Origin of the sequence: Legionella cardiaca (assembly GCF_029026145.1) — a bacterium.
In the GTDB taxonomy this organism is placed as follows: Bacteria; Pseudomonadota; Gammaproteobacteria; order Legionellales; family Legionellaceae; genus Tatlockia; species Tatlockia cardiaca.
Window position 1 is genome coordinate 1,746,762 of the sequence record NZ_CP119078.1, and the last position, 17,275, is coordinate 1,764,036.

Below are 17,275 nucleotides of genomic sequence, written 5' to 3' on the forward strand. Positions count from 1 at the left end.
TGGGAATTGATTTAAATCCACCCTGTAAATCAATTCCCAATTTGAACCGTCTTACAAGCCATGGGAAGGGGAACAGCACTCGTCTATCGCATCAGCGACACATTTTACAACACTCGCGATGGGACGGGTTACTAAACTTAAGATACTTAAAATTGGATTAATAACCGCCGACATTAAAGCAGAAATAGCATTTAAAAAGCATATTTGTGCCTCTTTTAATTCCCTTTTTGCCTCACTATCCAACAAACTACTTTCTCTTTGCTGGTTGTGTGACCAGTAGTTGGCAGCCTTTAAAAGTGAAATTACTGTATTTACAACGTCAATAACTACATCAAGTAAAAATGCAGGTGCTAGACAAAGGTCAATAATTGGATTTAAAAGATAAGCAGTAAAATCTGACTGTTTATAATCTACACGCTGGATGGGTTTAAACACGGTAAAAAAACGATTTTGCGGGGAAGCAAAAATTCTATCTCTCTTTGCAAATATAGAAGGTATAACTCCTACCATGATGAACTCCCTATTAACAATTGTTTTTATTAATAAAATGTTATCCTTAACCAACTATGGGATGGATTGTCACTGACGGATGGTTAAGAAAAATGATAAATTCTAGAAATGAAAGCTTAAGGAAATATTAACAATGATAACACGAGTAGATAAATTGATTTGAACCCTAGGGTTCAAATCAATTTAATAACAATCTTATTGGTAAGAAAATTCAGGATGATGAGATTCTTCATCATATTGTGAAGAAGAACCGCAATCCAATGCATTAGCAATACCTTTAACAGCGCTAGCAACCGGACGAGTAACTAAACTCAGGGCACTGAAAATTGGATTAAGTAGAGAAATTAATGATGAAATGGCTGCACCAAATTGCTCTGCTGCCGCTTTAAATTCTCATTTTGAATAACTATCGATTAACTCTTCAGATGTCTGCTGTTTAGAACTCCAAATATAAGCTGCATTGAGCAATGAAACCAGACTATTTACCAAATGAATAGCAGTATCTACAACAAATGCGGGCATTAAGACGATGTCGATAATTGGATTTAAAAGATAACCAGCGAAATCAGACGCCTTGTGTTCTGTTTCCTGAATAGGTCTAAACATGGTAAGCCCACGCTGTACAGTAGTTCGTAGTCTAGATGCTTCTTCATGAAAAATAGGTCTAATAAGTTTTGCCATCATTACTCCAAAGATTAATTAATTTGCTTAACTGAACCTCAGTCAAAAAACTCTCTTAGGTATTTATTCAATTTTAACTGAATGAGTGACTAAGCTCAGGAATTGCGCATTGTATACTAATTAGCTTAAGAAAGTATTAATAAATTTCATAAATTATTTTATATGGAGAAAAAGCTCTTATAGATTTTTAGAAAATCTGTATAGGTTAGGAGTACATTTCCATGTTTAGAGTTAATTTAGATAAAAAAACAATCTGATGTCTGAGTTCTGCAAGTTATATCAAAACCCATCTTCATGGATAAAAATTGAACTAATGAAGCCAGTTTTGCGACAGTTTTTTTGTCATGCAGACAAGAGGCATTGGTCATTAACACATTGATTCGATGACAAAAATAATCGGGCTCGAGTTTATAAGCTTCTTCTAAGAGAGCGGAAGTATTTGTCTGGAAAAAAGAAGTAGTGGCAGTGAACAAATAGCTAAAGCTTATTATAGGACTAAAGGCCCATGGCTCTTGCTGTTTTTTTATTAACTTTATAGCATTTTGAATTTTAATTTCACAAAAAACCATGTTCTTTAAGCGCTGGCTTTTCCCACAAAAATTATCAATAGTCCGATTAAAATTATCCCTGGCAAAAACATCAACTCCTTTATCAAATAAAAAGCACAAAATTCTATAGGGATCGTCAGCATTTAACGTTTCAAATAACATTTGCTGGAGAAAAAACTGAGGGAAAAAAGCGGAATATTTTTTGTAAAGCGCCTCTAATACAAGATGACAGTTTCCTATTACCGCTGCTTTAAATGCTTTCTCCAAAACGCTGGGCATTGAATGTTTACTTAATAATACCTCAAGGATAGAAAGCTCCCCATGAGAGGCAGCTATTTCAATCAGGTAATGATAAAGTCCAATTTCTTTTGTCGGAATAGTTGTAAAACAAGTGTGGAGGTATTTAACAATTTCCACATGACCTCGATATACCGCAATCATAAGAGCTTCTTTTATTAACTCAAATGATTTATTGGAATAAGGTTCTAACAGAAATTTAACCAATTCAAAATGGCCAAAAACAACCGCCAATTCAAAAAGGCGCGCTTCATAAGATGGTCGACTTGTAAATGATAAAAGCAGTATAACTTTACTGCCAGTCTCCTGCATGATTGTTAGCAATTCTTGCTGAGATTGATTACATACGACCGCCCAAAATAAACGATTTTCCGGCCTCTCATTCAGTGCGAGTGAATACAATCTATCTAATACAGTTTGTTGTTGATGCAAGCAAATGAAATCAAGGAGACAGGCGTGAGAATCATAGGGTTCAAGCAGTTCATATCCAAATTGTTGATGACGCTCGGGATATAACAATTCTTCCCCAGTAACGTCCCAATTATCCACATTAAAAATATCTTTTAAATGAAGTTGCTCATTATCAAATAAAACATGTAGCCTGTCCGTATTTCCCGTTAAAGCAGCTGCAAACAGCTTCAACTCATTATCTGGCCGACTACTATAGGCCTTAACATCCATAAGTCGTTTGTATGCCTTGGTCGTGTTTTCCCTTAAATAAAAATAGATTTTTTTCCATGACGATTCTTCATGCTCTTTTTGAATGGTCTTTATCGCTTTTGCACTAAAGTCACGTTGACAACGTTGTTTCCAAAATACCTGTTCATTGGTTAGGGTATTCCACAAGGTACATGTGGCTGCAATCTGTGCAATACCATGAGAAGGAAGATAAGCAAAAATTAACAAAAGCACTTCTACAGGCAAATTTTCCATCTTCTGCGAGTACCCAGCTGATTTAAGTTGAATCACAAGCTTATAACCTCAACTACAAATTATCCGAGGCTATAAGCTAAGTTATTAAGCAATAAGAATAAGTTCTTCCCGACATTCAAAATAGTCAGCAACCTTTGCTGCCGTTGCTTTATCTAAACTATTAGGCTGCCATCGAGGTGATTTATCTTTATCCACTAATAATGCTCTGATACCTTCATAAAAATCAGGCTCACGCATAAATTGGTTAACCAGACAGTAATCCATTGAAATACATTCAGCCATGGACATTGTTTTTGCTCTTTGAATTTGTGTCAACGTCACCTTAAGACTCAAAGGGGCCTTATGACGCAGATTATTTAACGTTGTCGTTGCCCATTCATCACCCATTTCTTCCAGAGCAGAAAAAATTTCTTCCATCGATTGCTGAGAAAAACAATGCGCTATTGCTGATTTTTGATCTTCAATAGGGGCTTTCTCAGGTGCCAGGGCTAATTGACTTAGGCAAGCATCCACTTGTTCATGAGCGTGGTGGGTTAAATCAACATTAGCCAGATTTTTCACCAACTCTTGTAGTCTATCGGACGATACAATCTGTTTAACCAAACCTAAAGCAAAGGCATCTTGCGCCTGCAGGCGATTCCCTGTCAAACCTAAGTAAGTACCAGTCGCATCAGGACAGCGTGATAATAGGTAACTTGCACCAATATCAGGGAAAAAACCGATACCGGTTTCAGGCATTGCAAAAATAAATCGCTCGGTCGCAACAGGATGCGAACCATGAAGAGAGATGCCTACGCCCCCTCCCATGGTAATGCCATTCATTAAAGAAATATAAGGCTTAGTAAAACAGTGAATATAGTGGTTTAGACGATATTCATGCCAAAAAAATTGCATTTGTTCAGGACTTTTATTTAATCCTGCTTCATACAACCAACGCACATCCCCACCAGCACAAAAGGCTTTTTCATCTTGACTTTGTACAATAACAGCATGAATCGTGGCATCTTTTTCCCAAAGCAATAATTGCTGCTGTAAAGCTTTAATCATGTCCAAAGTGAGTGCATTTAATGCTTGCGGCCGATTTAAGGTTACTAAGCCCAGATGTCCTTCGCGAGCGAAGACTATCTCTGTCGTCATCCCTACTCTCCTTTAAAATCTGCCCTACGTTTTGCTAAAAATGCCGCCACGCCTTCCTGCTTGTCTGCAGTTGCACAAACTTTAGCAAAATGAATAGCTTCCAAATGCAGTGCATCAGTTAACGGAAGATTATAACCGTGATCGATCACTTCCATCACACTGGCAATCGCTAACGGAGCCATCGATAAAATCGTGTTTAAAATATACTTTCCTTGTTCAAGCAAAGCATCGGGTTCGACAACTTCACTAATCAACCCCCAGCTTAAAGCGGTTTCAGCATTAATAAAGCGACCTGTCAGGCATAAATCAAGAGCACGTCCTTTACCAATTAATCTTGCCAGGCGTTGTGTTCCACCATAGCCAGGTATAACGCCTAATTTTACCTCGGGTTGTCCGAATTGCGCGGCGGTGGAGGCAATTCTTATTGTTGCTGAAATAGCCAGCTCACAGCCTCCTCCAAATGCAAAACCATTCACAGCAGCAAGCGAGGGTTTACCGAGCATCTCCAATTGTCTAAAAACCTCTTGACCTTCGCAGGCAAATTGGTATCCAGTCTGAGCATTGCATTCTGCCAAACGGGAAATATCTGCTCCAGCACAAAAAGCTTTGCCTGAACCGGTTAAAAGAATAGCTTTCACTTTAGAATTTTCTTTGGCTTCAGCAAAGATCTCTTTTAGAGCATATAAAACGTCTGTACTCAATGCATTTAACTTTTCCGGACGATTGAGAGTTAACGTTAAAATGCCTTGATTATCCAACTCTTTTTCAATTAAATTCATGCAGAAACTCCTGTTATTTCTTATTTCTATTAATTTATACGATCCCTCAAATACAACCTTTTTTAAGGATTATTCAATCAGATAATCATCGTCTAATGTTGCTTTCGCGATAATCTCTCGCATGATCTCGTTAGTACCCTCAAGGATTTGATGCACCCTCAAATCGCGAAAAATTCGCTCGATTTGGTAATCATGAAGATAACCATAGCCGCCATGCAGCTGCATAGCTTTATCACTAATGCGAAAAGCAACATCAGTTGCCACACGCTTAGCCATAGCACAATACATAGGAGCATGTGGATCATTTTTATCTAACGCATCAGCTGCTCGATACACCATTAATCGCGCAGCTTCAAAATCGGTCAGCATATCAGCAAAATAAAAACGCAAAGCTTGCATTTGCGTTAATGATTTACCAAATTGCTTGCGCTCATGAAGATATTGTTGTGTAAGACGTAGGCAAGCGGTTGCTCCTCCCAATGAACAAGCAGCAATGTTAACTCGTCCTCCGTTAAGAGCGTTCAGGGCAATTTTAAATCCCATACCTTCATCGCCTACCCGATTGGAAATAGGAACGCGACAATTTTCAAAATAAACCATGCAAGTAGGTTGGTTATGCCAGCCCAATTTTCTTTCTAACTTACCGAAACTTAAGCCCGGTGTTCCTTTTTCGATTAATAGTGAAGAAATTCCATGGTGGGAATCATCTCCTGTTCTTACCATACATAAATAAACATCACTGACGCTACCGCCAGAGATAAAGGCTTTTGCACCATTTAGAATGTAGCAATCACCTTCTCTAACTGCTCGAGTTTTTAATGATGCGGCATCTGAACCGGCTTCTGGTTCTGTTAAACAATAGCTTGCTAAAGCCTGCATTGAAGTTAAACGAGGTCCCCAAGTGCTCCGTAAAGGCTCTTGAGCATAACGGTCAATCAGTGAGGTCACCATATTATGAATAGAAAGATAAGCACTCGTACTAACACAACCAGCAGCAAGTTGTTCGAAGATAATTGCCGCATCAAGACGCTTTAAAGCGGCACCACCAATATCTTCAGCAGCAACAATACCAGCCATTCCCAAATTTGCTGCTTCACGCATGATATCCACTGGAAAGAAATTGTGTTCATCCCAGTGTGCTGCATTAGGTGCTAATTTATTGCGGGCAAACTCTAAAGCCATATCTCGAAAGGCAAGATGTTCTTCACTTAACTTAAAATCCATAGCTTTCCTTAAATAATTAAGTTATCTAACTAGTTTAAACCATAACATTTTTTTCGCTTAGCAAAATGGGTTATCACCACAAATTTATAAGCCTTTGGTGAAGATCACTTGCCTTAAACCATCCCTTATCTATCCCTGCTTTTTTTAAAGCGAAAGGCAAACAAAGTATTTACGATGAGTTAATAAAGAATGCTATTATTGCCAATTTTTCGCATCCGTTAAATAAAAAAAAGAAAAAACGTATGGAAACCATGGGACACACTGAATTCTATCGTACAAAAGCTCTCCATGTGTTAAAAGATTATTTTGGTTTTGATGCATTCCGCCATCCGCAAGAAGACATCATTCATGATCTAATTACCGGGAATGACTTGTTAGTACTCATGCCAACAGGCGGTGGAAAATCTCTTTGTTACCAAATCCCAGCTTTAGTACGCCAAGGTGTTGCCATTGTGGTATCTCCACTTATTGCTTTAATGGAAGATCAGGTTGCTGCTTTGAAATTACAAGGGATGCGTGCAGCGTATTATAATTCCTCTCTAACCACTGACGAGGCAAGACAGGTCCTTGCCCAACTTCATGCAAACGAACTGGATTTTCTTTACATTGCCCCTGAGCGTTTAATGAGTCAATCGTTTTTAGAACGCCTGCAAGACTGTTCTCTCGCCTTATTTGCTATCGATGAAGCCCACTGTATTTCACAATGGGGACATGATTTTCGCCCCGAATATGCGACGCTAGGGTTATTAAAAACCCATTTCCCTACTGTGCCAATGATTGCGCTTACAGCCACCGCGGATCAGCAGACCCGACAAGATATTATTAAAAAATTAAACTATGAACCAAAGCAATTTATCGTCTCATTTAATCGTCCAAATATTCACTATACCGTTGTTGTTAAAGATAATCCTGTAAAACAATTACAACAATTTTTACAAACACAAAATCAACAATCAGGAATTGTTTACTGTGGCACTCGTAATGGCGTTGAACGAGTAGCACTTAAATTACAGGAACAAGGGGTAAAAGCCAGAGCTTATCACGCAGGCCTTGCTTACAATGAACGTCGCGAAGTACAAAGTTTATTTCGTCATGACAAAATTGACATTGTGGTAGCCACCCTGGCATTCGGCATGGGCATTGATAAACCAAATGTGCGTTTTGTGGTGCATTACGACTTACCAAAAAATATTGAAAGCTACTATCAGGAAACTGGTCGCGCGGGCCGTGATGGCTTACCTGCCTCAGCAATCTTATTCTATGATCCTGCGGATAGTGGCCGCTTACGCGGCTGGATTGCTACTGCCTCAAATGAGGTACAACAACGTATTGAAATTGGCAAATTAAATCACATGCTTGCTTTTGCAGAAGCCACCCACTGCCGTCGTCAAATTCTGCTGCGCTATTTTGATGAACCTACTGAAAATTTATGTAATAACTGTGATGTTTGTGATAACCCTCCGCAAACTGTTGATGCTACGGAAGATGCACAAAAATTTCTATCTTGCATCTATAGACTACAGCAAAGCTATGGTATGACTCATGTAATTGATGTTCTTCGTGGAAGCACCGCGGAAAAAATTCAAAAATTAGCTCATCATCAATTGAGCACGTTTGGTATAGGGAAAGATAAGTCAGCGAATTATTGGAAACAATTGGCCTGGCAATTAATTCATCGCGATTTTTGCTATCAGGATATTAGTAATTTTAATGTTCTTCGATTGACTAAAAAAGCGGCAGCTGTTTTAAAAAGCCAAGAAAAAGTTTCTCTCTCAATCCCACATTCTGAGCTAAAAATGAAGAAAGTTAAAAATAAAGACCGTGATAATTTTACTAATGCAAATCATCCGCTATTTGATGTATTACGTGCACTGCGCCGTAAACTTGCTGAGGAAGAAAACAAACCTCCCTTCATGATTTTCAGTGATACAACACTACATCAAATGGTAAGAGACAATCCTAAAAATTTAGATGAGTTACTCAATATTTCAGGGGTTGGGCAACACAAGCTTAATCACTACGGCTGGCATTTTTTAAAGGCTTTACGGGAATATCAAGAGTTGGTGTAACATATCACCAACTTGTTAGGCAACCGTCACAACCCATGTCATCCTGGGAAATTTAGCCATAAGCATTCACGATTCACGTCATCCTGAGGAGTTTATGACGAAGGATCTCCTGAATGTGGCACTATCTTTAGGTAAACCTATGGCACTCAGGAGATCCTTCGCTTCGCTCTGGATGACGTGGGGAATCTGAATGACGTGGAGGGGGACAACGTGGGGAGCTTGGATAATGTGAGGGCTCTAATGACGAGGGATTCTGAATGATGAGAGTCGTGAACGATTACCTTTTTAGTCTGCAGGAACCGTAACCCGGGGTTCATTATTTACCCGGGCTACACCACTATTTTTTAGTGAGCGTGACAACCAACCTTTAGGTGCACTTGGTAATATTTACTCTTATTCCCTTCAATAAATCCACGAGTTTCCATAACCTCATACCAATCTAATTTACCATAATCTTTAGCGGCCTGTGCGATAGCATTGTTAATTGCTTCTTCAATCCCATCTTCTGAACTACCGACTAGTTCAATGACTTGATACACCCGATTATTCATTTTCGCTCCTTGAATAGTAAAACTCCATGATCAACTTTTAGTCTAGACGAATTACAACTATTTAACACATAAATTTAAGAATAGGTAGTCTTTATGGGTCATATCTGTAATTTAAATAAATTTTTTAGTTGAAATAGTTGGGCTTAACCTATCAGAAACTTGGAAGGAGAGTCTACAAGGCGCGGTTTATCCGCGGTATCCAGACGATGAGGACACTGCTTCGAGCAGCCAGATACCACGCGGTATACTGAGGGATTAGATATTAAGTAAAATGTCGTTACCAAGATTTAGCAACATCTCGACCCCCAGAGGGAGTGGAAAATTGGTGTACCCATGACCAATACCTTCTATTTGAATGACAGGAATTTCACAACTTTGGGCAAAACGCTCTAACACAGGTTGAATTAGGGATATACCATTCGGTTCAGCTCCCCCAAGAAAGTCACCCAGGACAATTGCTTTAGCCTCTTTAAAGACACTGGCTTGCAATAAATGCATTAACATGCGATCCACCCGATAACCGCGCTCCCCAATTTCCTCAAGAAAAATTATTTTATCGTGCCCATCAATTTGCCAACTGGTACCGATACTTGCCTGCACTAATGTCAAGTTTCCGCCGGTTATTATGCTTTTAAAGGACGTTGTCTTTTCGGCATGGGAATTAAGCGCTGTCCCCCGAAATTCAAGTGAATGAGTTTCACCAAATAATAACGCCTTCAATGCCGCGATGGACTCGGGAGAAAATTTATCAACTGCTAAAGCGCCATGAATACTTGGCCATTGCCATTGTCTTTGAAAATACAATTGTAAAGCCGTAATATCGCTCATTCCGACAAACACTTTCGGGACAACTGGTTTAGCCATTTGGCTTAAAGAGGGAATTAAACGCATACTGCCATATCCCCCACGAGCACAGATAACAGCTTTTGTTTCAGTATTCTCAAGCGCTCTCTTTAAGAAAAAAAAGCGCATTTCGTCGTTATTAGCACATAACAGATCTTGACCAAAAATGGCCGCATCGACTAAGCAATTTAAGCCCCAGGACGTTAGTAGCTTTTTAAGATCCATTAAATGTTTATCCGAACAGCGTGAAGCTGGAGCAATAATTTCGACACTATCTCCTGGCTTTAAGACAGGTAGTTTTTGCATTTTATTCCTCAAATAATAGGATTTTCTATCTAGGCATTAACTACTGCATTGTTCCATCTTTAAACTAATTTCAGTCTGTTAAGACGGTAATTGTTGCTGAGCTTTCGCAATCGCTTTACGGATCATTTGTGCTTCTTGTGATTGCTCAGGTGCTAATTTTAGCAGCTGCTGCCAATAATCAATTGCTTGCTGATAATCTTGTGCCGTGAAAGCATCCATTGCCAACATTGCCAAGGCATCAGGTTGATTTGGATTTTTTTGCAATAACTTTTTAAATAACGCTCTGATTGCGTCATTAAATTGTTGTTGATTAAGCTGCCACAGGCTTTGTGCATAATTTACGGTAGTTGCCTCATCGTCGGGATTTAATTGATGAGCTTTTTCAAAGGCATCACGTGCAGATACCCATTGTTCCTGACTAGCATACAAACGTCCTAATAAATACCAGCCACGAGCACTATTGGGATCTGTCTGCAAACGAGCTTTTAATTTTTCAATCAGTTGCATTGGGTTTTTTATCGATTGTAATACTGCCTGAACCTTTTTCTGTTTTTCTTCATGGTCAAGAAAGAGTTGCCACTGCGGCATTGCTCCCCAGTGCCAATACCCTGCTATGATTGCCAATGCAATCATAAGCGTTAATAAAAATGATATCCCTTTTGATTTACGAAAAGGATATAAAATAACTGGTAGAGCTAATAAAACCAGCATTAGAAAACAAATTAATAACCATTTATTCATTTGCACTTCGCTTTAAACAGGTACGCCAAAAAATCAATAAACCCGCAAATAAAAAGAGAGCCGGACCAAACCATAACAATGCTGTCAGTGGTTTTACAGGGGGATTAAATAGAATAAAATCACCGTAGCGAGAAGTTAAATAATCAATAATTTCACTATCCGCTTTCCCTTCTTTGACCAAAACATAAACCTGCTCACGTAAATCTTTGGCAAGACTGGCGTTGGAGTCAGCTAAATCCTGGTTTTGGCAAACCAAACAGCGCAATTCTTTTAATAAATGGGAAAATTGGGCTTCTTGCTTTGCTGTCTCAAGGGGATAAAAGGTATTTGCTATAGCTATTGTTACCCAGAAAAAACTTGCCAGGAAAAAATAAAGCCGAAAACGCATCATGCTTTCTCCTGTAAATGCTTCATTCTTGGCAAAAATTCTGTTTCCCACGTTTTTTCATCCAAAACACCGACATGCCTAAAACGAATAATACCTTTCTTATCGATTAAAAACGTTTCAGGTGCGCCATAAACACCCAGGTCAATTGCGACATTCCCTTCATGATCCTCACCAATAGCACGATAAGGATTTCCCCACTCTTTGAGCCAACGTTGAGCATTATTGGTATCATCTTTGTAATTTAAACCATAAATAGGTACACCCTCTCGTGCAAGACGCATCAGAAAAACCTGCTCTTCCACACAAGCAGTACACCAGCTCGCCCAAACATTGAGCAAAGCAACTTGCCCGCGTAATGCTTCAGGAGTAAATAAGTGTTCTCCTTCCAAGGCTTTTAACTGAAACGCTGGAAGTGATTTACCAATTTTTGCAGAGGGCAGTGTTTGCGGTTCTAAAGATAAACCTCGCCAAAGAAAAATTACCAGAACACCAAAAGCAATTAAAGGGATTAAGCGCCAAAGTCTCATGCAATTACCTCATTTAGAGCATTTACTCGTTGACGTCTTTGATAATAACGTCTATCCGTTAATGCAAGGAAACCACCCGCTAAAATCATAAAACCTCCGCCCCATATCCAGCGAATAAAGGGTTTATAATAGAGTCGCACTGACCATGCTTTATCGTCCAATGGCTCGCCTAAGGCCACATAAATGTCACGAAATGGATTCACATCGATTGCAGATTCAGTCATGGCCATCTGCCCTACATTATAAATTCGCTTCTCTGGATAAATAGTCGTTGTTCTATGGTGATGATTTATCGTAAAACGCGCCTGAGTACCATGGTAATTTGGTCCCTGTAAAGATGATTCGCCGATAAACTGAATATCATATCCAACAAGATTTACTTTATCACCGGGCCCCATTCTTACATCGTCTTGAATGCCATAGTTACAGGAAATACTAATGCCAATGACTGTGACTGCTACACCACAGTGAGCAACAACCATTCCCCAAAAGCCCTGCCCCAGGTTAACAACTCCACGTTGTTTACTTCGAACTAAAACTAATTTGCAAGTACTAAAGATCACCCAAAGGGCCAACGCCAGACCTAATAAGGCAGAAAGATTAATCATTGTAGTTAACCAATATAAAAGGCCTAATGAACCTAATAAACTGACTATTAATACGCTTCGTAATCGTGGTAGTAGTTTTTGCAAACTATCTCGTTGCCAATTTAAGTGTATGCCCATGCCCATTAAGATTAATAAAGGAATCATTAAAGGCACAAAAACCGAATTAAAATAAGGAGCACCAACCGATAATTTACCTAACCCAAGACCATCGATGAGTAAGGGATAAACGGTTCCCATTAATACCGTAAGCATCATGGTGGCAAGAAAAACATTATTTAAAAGCAAAGCGCTTTCGCGCGAAATGGGAGATGGCTTCTCACGATTTTGTAACGTTTGTGCCCTTAAGGCAAATAACAGTAAAGAACCACCGATTACAAAGAGCAAAAAACCCAAGATATACAAACCACGTTTGGGATCAACAGCAAAAGCATGAACGGAGGTCAATACTCCCGAACGTACCAGAAATGTACCAATAAGACTTAATGAAAAGGCAGAAATAGCCAACAATAAAGTCCAGGCTTTAAATTGTTGTCGCTGCTCACTGACTGCCAATGAATGCAATAATGCTGTACCAATAAGCCAAGGCATAAAAGAAGCGTTTTCAACTGGGTCCCAAAACCACCAGCCGCCCCAGCCTAGTTCACGATAAGCCCACCAGCTTCCTAAAGTAATACCTGTCGTCAAACAACACCAGGCAGCTAATGTCCAGGGTCTTGTCCATTTTGCCCAGGATGACTCGACCCGTCCAACCCAAAGAGCCGCAATGGCAAATGCAAAGGCCACAGAAAATCCTACATATCCCATATACAACATAGGCGGATGAAATAAAAAGCCCGGATCTTGCAATAGAGGATTTAAATCCCGACCCTGTGTCTGCAACACCTGAAACTGGCGCGCAAAGGGATTAGATGTTGATAACAAAAAGAGAATGAAACCAATGCTCACCCATCCGAGAACCACTAATACACGGGCTCTCATGGTTTTGTCCAATGCTTTACTAAAAAAACTGACTGCTAACATCCACAAACTAAGTATCGCCACCCACAGTAACATCGAGCCCTCATGTCCTCCCCAGACAGCGCAAACTTTATAAAACCAGGGAAGTGAGATACTGGAGTTGGTCAATACATAGATCACACTAAAATCATCGCGCAAAAAACAGAAAGTCAGACAAAGATAAGCCAGAGCAATAAAAACAAACTGACCACAAGCGTATAAAGGTGCAGCAGTTATCCAATCTATTTTGTTACGCCATAAACCATAAGTTGGAACCAACGCAAGCAACACCGCAAAAACCAAACCTACTATTAAAGAAAACAAACCGATTTCAGCTATCATGGACTTCTCTTTTCTCCATTTTGTGCCACTTTCGCCAAAGCATCTTTTACTTCGGGTGGCATATAGTTTGCATCATGTTTTGCGAGCACTTCCGTAGCTTTAAAATGATGGTTATCATGCAATTTGCCAAGTGCCACAATACCCTGACCTTCCCGGAATAAGTCAGGTAATATTCCGCGATAATTTACAGTCACTGTTTGTTTAAAATCAGTTAATTGAAACTCCACAGACAAATCATGGGTATTGCGTACAATACTGTTTTTAACCACCATGCCGCCTAATCGAATTGTTCGATCATTTGGCGCCACCCCTTCTGCAATTTGAGTTGGCGTATAAAATAAACTGATATTTTGTCGTAAAGTATATAAAACCAGCCCTGTAACCAATCCTAAAATAGATACAATAAACAGCAGCAGAAAAATTTTACGGCGGCGAACAGTATTCATCATTATTATCTCTTAAACCATTGCTGCAATTTTGTGATTGTTCGCAAACGTTGAGATCGGATACCGAACACATGTATTCCAAGTACAATACAAACCAGGCCATACGCGGGCCATACGTACATGGAATAACCTCCCATAGACCACCAATGCATAAATTGGCTCATACCTTTCCTCCTTCCACTAGACTCTTCACCCATTGTTGCCTGCGCTCGCGGATTAAAAGTTCATTACGTGCTTTGTGCGTAATAACCCAGAGGCAGTAAAGGGAAAAACCAAGAATAGTCAATAGGAGTGGGTATAACATGGGCGCCGCAATTTTAGGTTTTGCAAATACCGATAACGTGGAGCCCTGATGAAGGGTATTCCACCAATAAACGGAATAATGAATAATAGGTAAATCAATAAGTCCTACCAGAGTAAGAATAGCTGCGACTTTATCCCCCTGTTCTTGATCTTGAAATGAACTTTTTAATGCCAGGATTGCTAAATACAAGAACAATAAAATCAGTTCGGATGTCAATCGTGCATCCCAAACCCACCAGGTACCCCACATCGGTTTACCCCAAATGCTTCCCGTAATCAAAGCAAGAAACGCCATGGATGCACCAAGCTGAGCAGCTATTGCTAAAATAAGCCCTGCCATTTTAATGCGCCAAACTAATAAAAGAATAGCTAGAAAACCCATCCAGCCATACAGCGCCATCGATAAGAATGCACTTGGCACATGGACATAAATGATACGAAAAGCATCACCCTGCTGATAATCAGGTGGCGCAAAAACCAATCCCCAAATCAGGCCTGCGCTTAAAAATACCAAAGCACTCAACCCTAACCAAACAAGCCATGGCCTGGTACGCTCATAAAATGTTTTAGGGGAAGCCATTTGGTATAAAAATTTCCACATAGGAGATAATTAAGTCAAGAAAAAACTAGAATTTTATCACGCATTAGTCAGCAAGGCTAATGCGAATAACAGCAGCAATGGCAAAAGGTAGAAAAGCGCTTGCTAAAAGGGATACCGCTGTTAAGAGAGTTATAAAGCCTGAGACAGAAAATCCCTGCATAACTGCCGCTAAACTGCCACTTCCAAAAATCATTATCGGCACCGTTAGAGGCAATAAAACCAATGCCATCAACACCCCCTTACCAGCACTAAATGCAGCAGCAAGTCCGCATAAAAAAAGAATAGCAGGCGTCCCTACAATGAGACTGAGCATTAAAATAACCGTTTCGTAAGCAGTTAAATTAAACAACACAGCCAGCAAAGGACAAAAAATTAACATTGGCAATAAATTAAGTAACCAGTGAACCAGCAATTTGGCAGTAATAATAAGACTCAACGGATAACCTGAAATTAACCACTGTTCTATTACTCCGTCCTCGTGATCTTGCTGAAAAAGCCCTACAGACGAAAGTAACATGGCTAATAACATGGCTATCCAGACTATGCCTGGCGCGACAACACGCATCATTGAAGCTTCTGGTGGCATGGTTAAAGGGAAAAAAACCGTAACCATCAAAAAAAATAATGATGCATGCAACAGAAGCCTTGGCTGGCGGAGATGGAGTAATACTTCCCGATGAAATTGTCTCTTAAAAAGGACAGCAAGATTCATATTCTGCATCCGATAAGAGAAAACAGCGCTTTCATAAACAATACTCCCGGTAGTTTATTTTACCAATTGGTAAGCTTTGATGCGATGTGAAAATAACCAGTCCTCCTTGAAACAGATGATTTTCAAGCGAGTCCAAAAAGAGTGTAATGGCATCTTTGTCAAGTGCGACTAGGGGTTCATCCAGTAACCATAAACGAGCATCCGTCATTGCAATACGTAGCAATCCTACACGTCGGCGCTGACCGGCCGATAAATGTCCACTTATTTCATTACTCAATCCACCCAAACCAAAATTCTCAAGCAAGAGCTCAAAATCAACCGCTCGTCTTCCCCAATGCATATCAAAAAAGCAGTTTTCCTTAACTGTTAACAGGGGATTAATCCCCGTTCTATGTCCAACATAACAAAGGTTTTGTTGATAGGCTGTAATATTGTTAGCAATAGTTTCCCCGTTAAAATGAATTTCGCCAGCTAAAGGATTTAAAAGACCTGCTAACAATCGCAGTAACGTGGTTTTTCCTGTCCCATTACTACCACGTAAATGCAATAGTTGCCCTGCTTTTAATTCAAATTCAACCTGATTCAGCAGAGGCTTATCTTGGTAATCAAAACAAAGTGCGCGGACTTCAAGCATAGAGAATGGTTAAGGTAAAACAGGCAGACTAACTAGAATTGTCCTTTATAGCAAGAGGCTTATTGCGGAAAGAACTTGCACCATTGCGCAGTCATAGGGATAATCGGCATTTACTTGTTTCATGAATTAGGTGGACGATGGAATTTCTATCTGCATATGGTTTATTTCTACTGAAAGTATTAACCCTGGTAATTGCTGTATTATTAACTTTTGCGGGTATTGCAGCATTAAGCCGTAAACCCAAACCTAAACTGGAAATTACCTCATTAAATAAGAAATATGAAGAAACAATGCAACAAATGTCTCATGACATCAAAAACAAAAAACCTGAGAAAAAGAAGAAGAAAAAAGTAAGCGATGACAAACCTTCTCTCTATGTTATTGACTTTCATGGTGACATTAAAGCAAGTGAGGCCGACCAGCTACGTGATGCCATTACCGCTATTCTTGCTATTGCCGAACCTAACGATGAAGTGGTTGTTCGTATAGAAAGTCCTGGTGGTGCTGTCAATAGTTACGGTCTTGCTGCCTCGCAATTACAACGAGTACGCGACAAAAATATCCCTTTAACAGTCTGTATTGACAAAATGGCCGCCAGTGGTGGTTATTTAATGGCCTGCGTTGCTCACACTATTATCGCAGCCCCTTTTGCCATTATTGGGTCTATCGGTGTTGTCGCACAATTACCCAATTTTCATCGCTGGTTAAAGAAAAATGATATCGATGTTGAACTGCTAACCGCAGGAGAATATAAACGCACGTTGACAATATTTGGCGAAAATACAGAAAAAGGACGACAAAAATTTCAGGAAGATCTGGAAAAAATTCATCAAGCCTTCAGAACCTATGTTTTGGTAAATCGCCCACAATTAAACATCGATGAGGTTGCAACTGGCGAACACTGGCTAGCGAAAGATGCCTTCGATTTACGTCTTGTTGATCAATTAAAAACGAGTGATGACTACCTTACCGAAAAAATGGCAACATTTAATGCATTTAAAATCACAACGCATGGTAAAAAATCCCTAGTGGAAAAACTGCTTAAGCCAGTAACAAAACTGGTTCATCCCTGGGCCTAAAAATTGATTCTTATCCCCTA

General features: G+C 39.7%; 19 protein-coding genes. 2 read left to right on the forward strand and 17 right to left on the reverse strand.

Annotation, left to right across the window (positions count from 1 at the left end):
• Positions 1-51: 51 nt before the first annotated feature.
• The 6 genes from PXX05_RS07470 to PXX05_RS07495 form a co-directional block, all read right to left on the reverse strand.
• Positions 52-510 carry a hypothetical protein gene (locus PXX05_RS07470; protein ID WP_275087603.1) on the reverse strand — a complete coding sequence of 153 codons (459 nt, stop codon included), beginning with the start codon at positions 508-510 and terminating at the stop codon, positions 52-54.
• Positions 511-903: 393 nt separating this feature from the next.
• Positions 904-1,194, reverse strand: a complete 291-nt coding sequence (locus PXX05_RS07475; RefSeq protein WP_275087604.1) for a hypothetical protein — start codon at positions 1,192-1,194, stop codon at positions 904-906.
• 233 nt (positions 1,195-1,427) lie between these two features.
• Complete coding sequence (locus PXX05_RS07480) at positions 1,428-2,969, reverse strand: ankyrin repeat domain-containing protein (RefSeq protein WP_275087605.1); 1,542 nt, start codon at positions 2,967-2,969, stop codon at positions 1,428-1,430.
• An 84-nt stretch (positions 2,970-3,053) separates the two neighbouring features.
• Complete coding sequence (locus tag PXX05_RS07485; protein ID WP_275087606.1) at positions 3,054-4,106, reverse strand: enoyl-CoA hydratase/isomerase family protein; 1,053 nt, start codon at positions 4,104-4,106, stop codon at positions 3,054-3,056.
• 2 nt (positions 4,107-4,108) lie between these two features.
• Positions 4,109-4,885: an enoyl-CoA hydratase/isomerase family protein gene (locus PXX05_RS07490; protein ID WP_275087607.1), complete on the reverse strand. Its 777-nt coding sequence runs from the start codon at positions 4,883-4,885 to the stop codon at positions 4,109-4,111.
• A 69-nt stretch (positions 4,886-4,954) separates the two neighbouring features.
• Positions 4,955-6,109, reverse strand: a complete 1,155-nt coding sequence (locus PXX05_RS07495) for an acyl-CoA dehydrogenase family protein (RefSeq protein ID WP_275087608.1) — start codon at positions 6,107-6,109, stop codon at positions 4,955-4,957.
• 242 nt (positions 6,110-6,351) lie between these two features.
• Between PXX05_RS07495 and recQ the strand changes: the two genes are divergently transcribed.
• The gene (recQ, locus tag PXX05_RS07500) at positions 6,352-8,178 is read left to right on the forward strand and encodes a DNA helicase RecQ (protein WP_420844575.1); all 1,827 of its coding nucleotides are present in this window, start codon (positions 6,352-6,354) and stop codon (positions 8,176-8,178) included.
• A gap of 344 nt (positions 8,179-8,522) precedes the next feature.
• Here recQ and PXX05_RS07505 read toward each other — a convergent pair whose 3' ends face one another.
• From PXX05_RS07505 to ccmA, 11 genes are all read right to left on the reverse strand, one after another.
• Positions 8,523-8,729, reverse strand: a complete 207-nt coding sequence (locus PXX05_RS07505) for a dodecin (protein WP_275087610.1) — start codon at positions 8,727-8,729, stop codon at positions 8,523-8,525.
• A 255-nt stretch (positions 8,730-8,984) separates the two neighbouring features.
• Positions 8,985-9,878 (reverse strand): S66 peptidase family protein, encoded by an 894-nt coding sequence (locus tag PXX05_RS07510; protein WP_275087611.1) that lies wholly within the window; start codon positions 9,876-9,878, stop codon positions 8,985-8,987.
• Between the two features lie 78 nt (positions 9,879-9,956).
• Positions 9,957-10,619 (reverse strand): tetratricopeptide repeat protein, encoded by a 663-nt coding sequence (locus PXX05_RS07515; RefSeq protein ID WP_275087612.1) that lies wholly within the window; start codon positions 10,617-10,619, stop codon positions 9,957-9,959.
• Positions 10,612-11,007 (reverse strand): cytochrome c-type biogenesis protein, encoded by a 396-nt coding sequence (locus PXX05_RS07520; RefSeq protein WP_275090480.1) that lies wholly within the window; start codon positions 11,005-11,007, stop codon positions 10,612-10,614. Before PXX05_RS07520 ends, PXX05_RS07515 begins: the two co-directional genes overlap by 8 nt.
• The gene (locus tag PXX05_RS07525; protein ID WP_275087613.1) at positions 11,007-11,534 is read right to left on the reverse strand and encodes a DsbE family thiol:disulfide interchange protein; all 528 of its coding nucleotides are present in this window, start codon (positions 11,532-11,534) and stop codon (positions 11,007-11,009) included. The genes PXX05_RS07520 and PXX05_RS07525 overlap by 1 nt, the downstream gene beginning before the upstream one ends.
• Positions 11,531-13,480 (reverse strand): heme lyase CcmF/NrfE family subunit, encoded by a 1,950-nt coding sequence (locus PXX05_RS07530; protein ID WP_275087614.1) that lies wholly within the window; start codon positions 13,478-13,480, stop codon positions 11,531-11,533. The genes PXX05_RS07525 and PXX05_RS07530 overlap by 4 nt, the downstream gene beginning before the upstream one ends.
• Positions 13,477-13,926, reverse strand: coding sequence for a cytochrome c maturation protein CcmE (gene ccmE / locus PXX05_RS07535; RefSeq protein WP_275090481.1), 450 nt, complete (start codon positions 13,924-13,926; stop codon positions 13,477-13,479). Before ccmE ends, PXX05_RS07530 begins: the two co-directional genes overlap by 4 nt.
• A 5-nt stretch (positions 13,927-13,931) precedes the next feature.
• The gene (ccmD, locus tag PXX05_RS07540) at positions 13,932-14,090 is read right to left on the reverse strand and encodes a heme exporter protein CcmD (protein ID WP_275087615.1); all 159 of its coding nucleotides are present in this window, start codon (positions 14,088-14,090) and stop codon (positions 13,932-13,934) included.
• The gene (locus PXX05_RS07545; RefSeq protein ID WP_275087616.1) at positions 14,087-14,830 is read right to left on the reverse strand and encodes a heme ABC transporter permease; all 744 of its coding nucleotides are present in this window, start codon (positions 14,828-14,830) and stop codon (positions 14,087-14,089) included. Before PXX05_RS07545 ends, ccmD begins: the two co-directional genes overlap by 4 nt.
• A gap of 43 nt (positions 14,831-14,873) precedes the next feature.
• A complete protein-coding gene (gene ccmB, locus PXX05_RS07550) occupies positions 14,874-15,542 on the reverse strand; it encodes a heme exporter protein CcmB (RefSeq protein WP_275087617.1) in 669 nt (222 codons plus the stop codon).
• 31 nt (positions 15,543-15,573) lie between these two features.
• On the reverse strand, positions 15,574-16,176 hold the full coding sequence (ccmA, locus tag PXX05_RS07555; protein ID WP_275087618.1) for a cytochrome c biogenesis heme-transporting ATPase CcmA: 603 nt from the start codon (positions 16,174-16,176) through the stop codon (positions 15,574-15,576).
• A 137-nt stretch (positions 16,177-16,313) separates the two neighbouring features.
• Here ccmA and sohB point away from each other — a divergent pair, with 137 nt between their 5' ends.
• On the forward strand, positions 16,314-17,255 hold the full coding sequence (gene sohB, locus PXX05_RS07560) for a protease SohB (RefSeq protein WP_275087619.1): 942 nt from the start codon (positions 16,314-16,316) through the stop codon (positions 17,253-17,255).
• The last annotated feature ends 20 nt before the right edge of the window (positions 17,256-17,275 follow it).

Coding starts and splice junctions, on each gene's coding strand:
- PXX05_RS07515 (WP_275087612.1), bottom strand. CDS start 10,619: ATGAATAAATGGTTATTAATTTGTTTTCTAATGCTGGTTTTATTAGCT.
- PXX05_RS07495 (WP_275087608.1), bottom strand. CDS start 6,109: ATGGATTTTAAGTTAAGTGAAGAACATCTTGCCTTTCGAGATATGGCT.
- PXX05_RS07490 (WP_275087607.1), bottom strand. CDS start 4,885: ATGAATTTAATTGAAAAAGAGTTGGATAATCAAGGCATTTTAACGTTA.
- ccmA (WP_275087618.1), bottom strand. CDS start 16,176: ATGCTTGAAGTCCGCGCACTTTGTTTTGATTACCAAGATAAGCCTCTG.
- PXX05_RS07545 (WP_275087616.1), bottom strand. CDS start 14,830: ATGTGGAAATTTTTATACCAAATGGCTTCCCCTAAAACATTTTATGAG.
- ccmD (WP_275087615.1), bottom strand. CDS start 14,090: ATGAGCCAATTTATGCATTGGTGGTCTATGGGAGGTTATTCCATGTAC.
- PXX05_RS07470 (WP_275087603.1), bottom strand. CDS start 510: ATGGTAGGAGTTATACCTTCTATATTTGCAAAGAGAGATAGAATTTTT.
- recQ (WP_420844575.1), top strand. CDS start 6,352: ATGGAAACCATGGGACACACTGAATTCTATCGTACAAAAGCTCTCCAT.
- PXX05_RS07510 (WP_275087611.1), bottom strand. CDS start 9,878: ATGCAAAAACTACCTGTCTTAAAGCCAGGAGATAGTGTCGAAATTATT.
- PXX05_RS07485 (WP_275087606.1), bottom strand. CDS start 4,106: ATGACGACAGAGATAGTCTTCGCTCGCGAAGGACATCTGGGCTTAGTA.
- sohB (WP_275087619.1), top strand. CDS start 16,314: ATGGAATTTCTATCTGCATATGGTTTATTTCTACTGAAAGTATTAACC.
- PXX05_RS07525 (WP_275087613.1), bottom strand. CDS start 11,534: ATGAGACTTTGGCGCTTAATCCCTTTAATTGCTTTTGGTGTTCTGGTA.
- PXX05_RS07505 (WP_275087610.1), bottom strand. CDS start 8,729: ATGAATAATCGGGTGTATCAAGTCATTGAACTAGTCGGTAGTTCAGAA.
- ccmB (WP_275087617.1), bottom strand. CDS start 15,542: ATGAATCTTGCTGTCCTTTTTAAGAGACAATTTCATCGGGAAGTATTA.
- ccmE (WP_275090481.1), bottom strand. CDS start 13,926: ATGAATACTGTTCGCCGCCGTAAAATTTTTCTGCTGCTGTTTATTGTA.
- PXX05_RS07480 (WP_275087605.1), bottom strand. CDS start 2,969: ATGGAAAATTTGCCTGTAGAAGTGCTTTTGTTAATTTTTGCTTATCTT.
- PXX05_RS07520 (WP_275090480.1), bottom strand. CDS start 11,007: ATGCGTTTTCGGCTTTATTTTTTCCTGGCAAGTTTTTTCTGGGTAACA.
- PXX05_RS07475 (WP_275087604.1), bottom strand. CDS start 1,194: ATGATGGCAAAACTTATTAGACCTATTTTTCATGAAGAAGCATCTAGA.
- PXX05_RS07530 (WP_275087614.1), bottom strand. CDS start 13,480: ATGATAGCTGAAATCGGTTTGTTTTCTTTAATAGTAGGTTTGGTTTTT.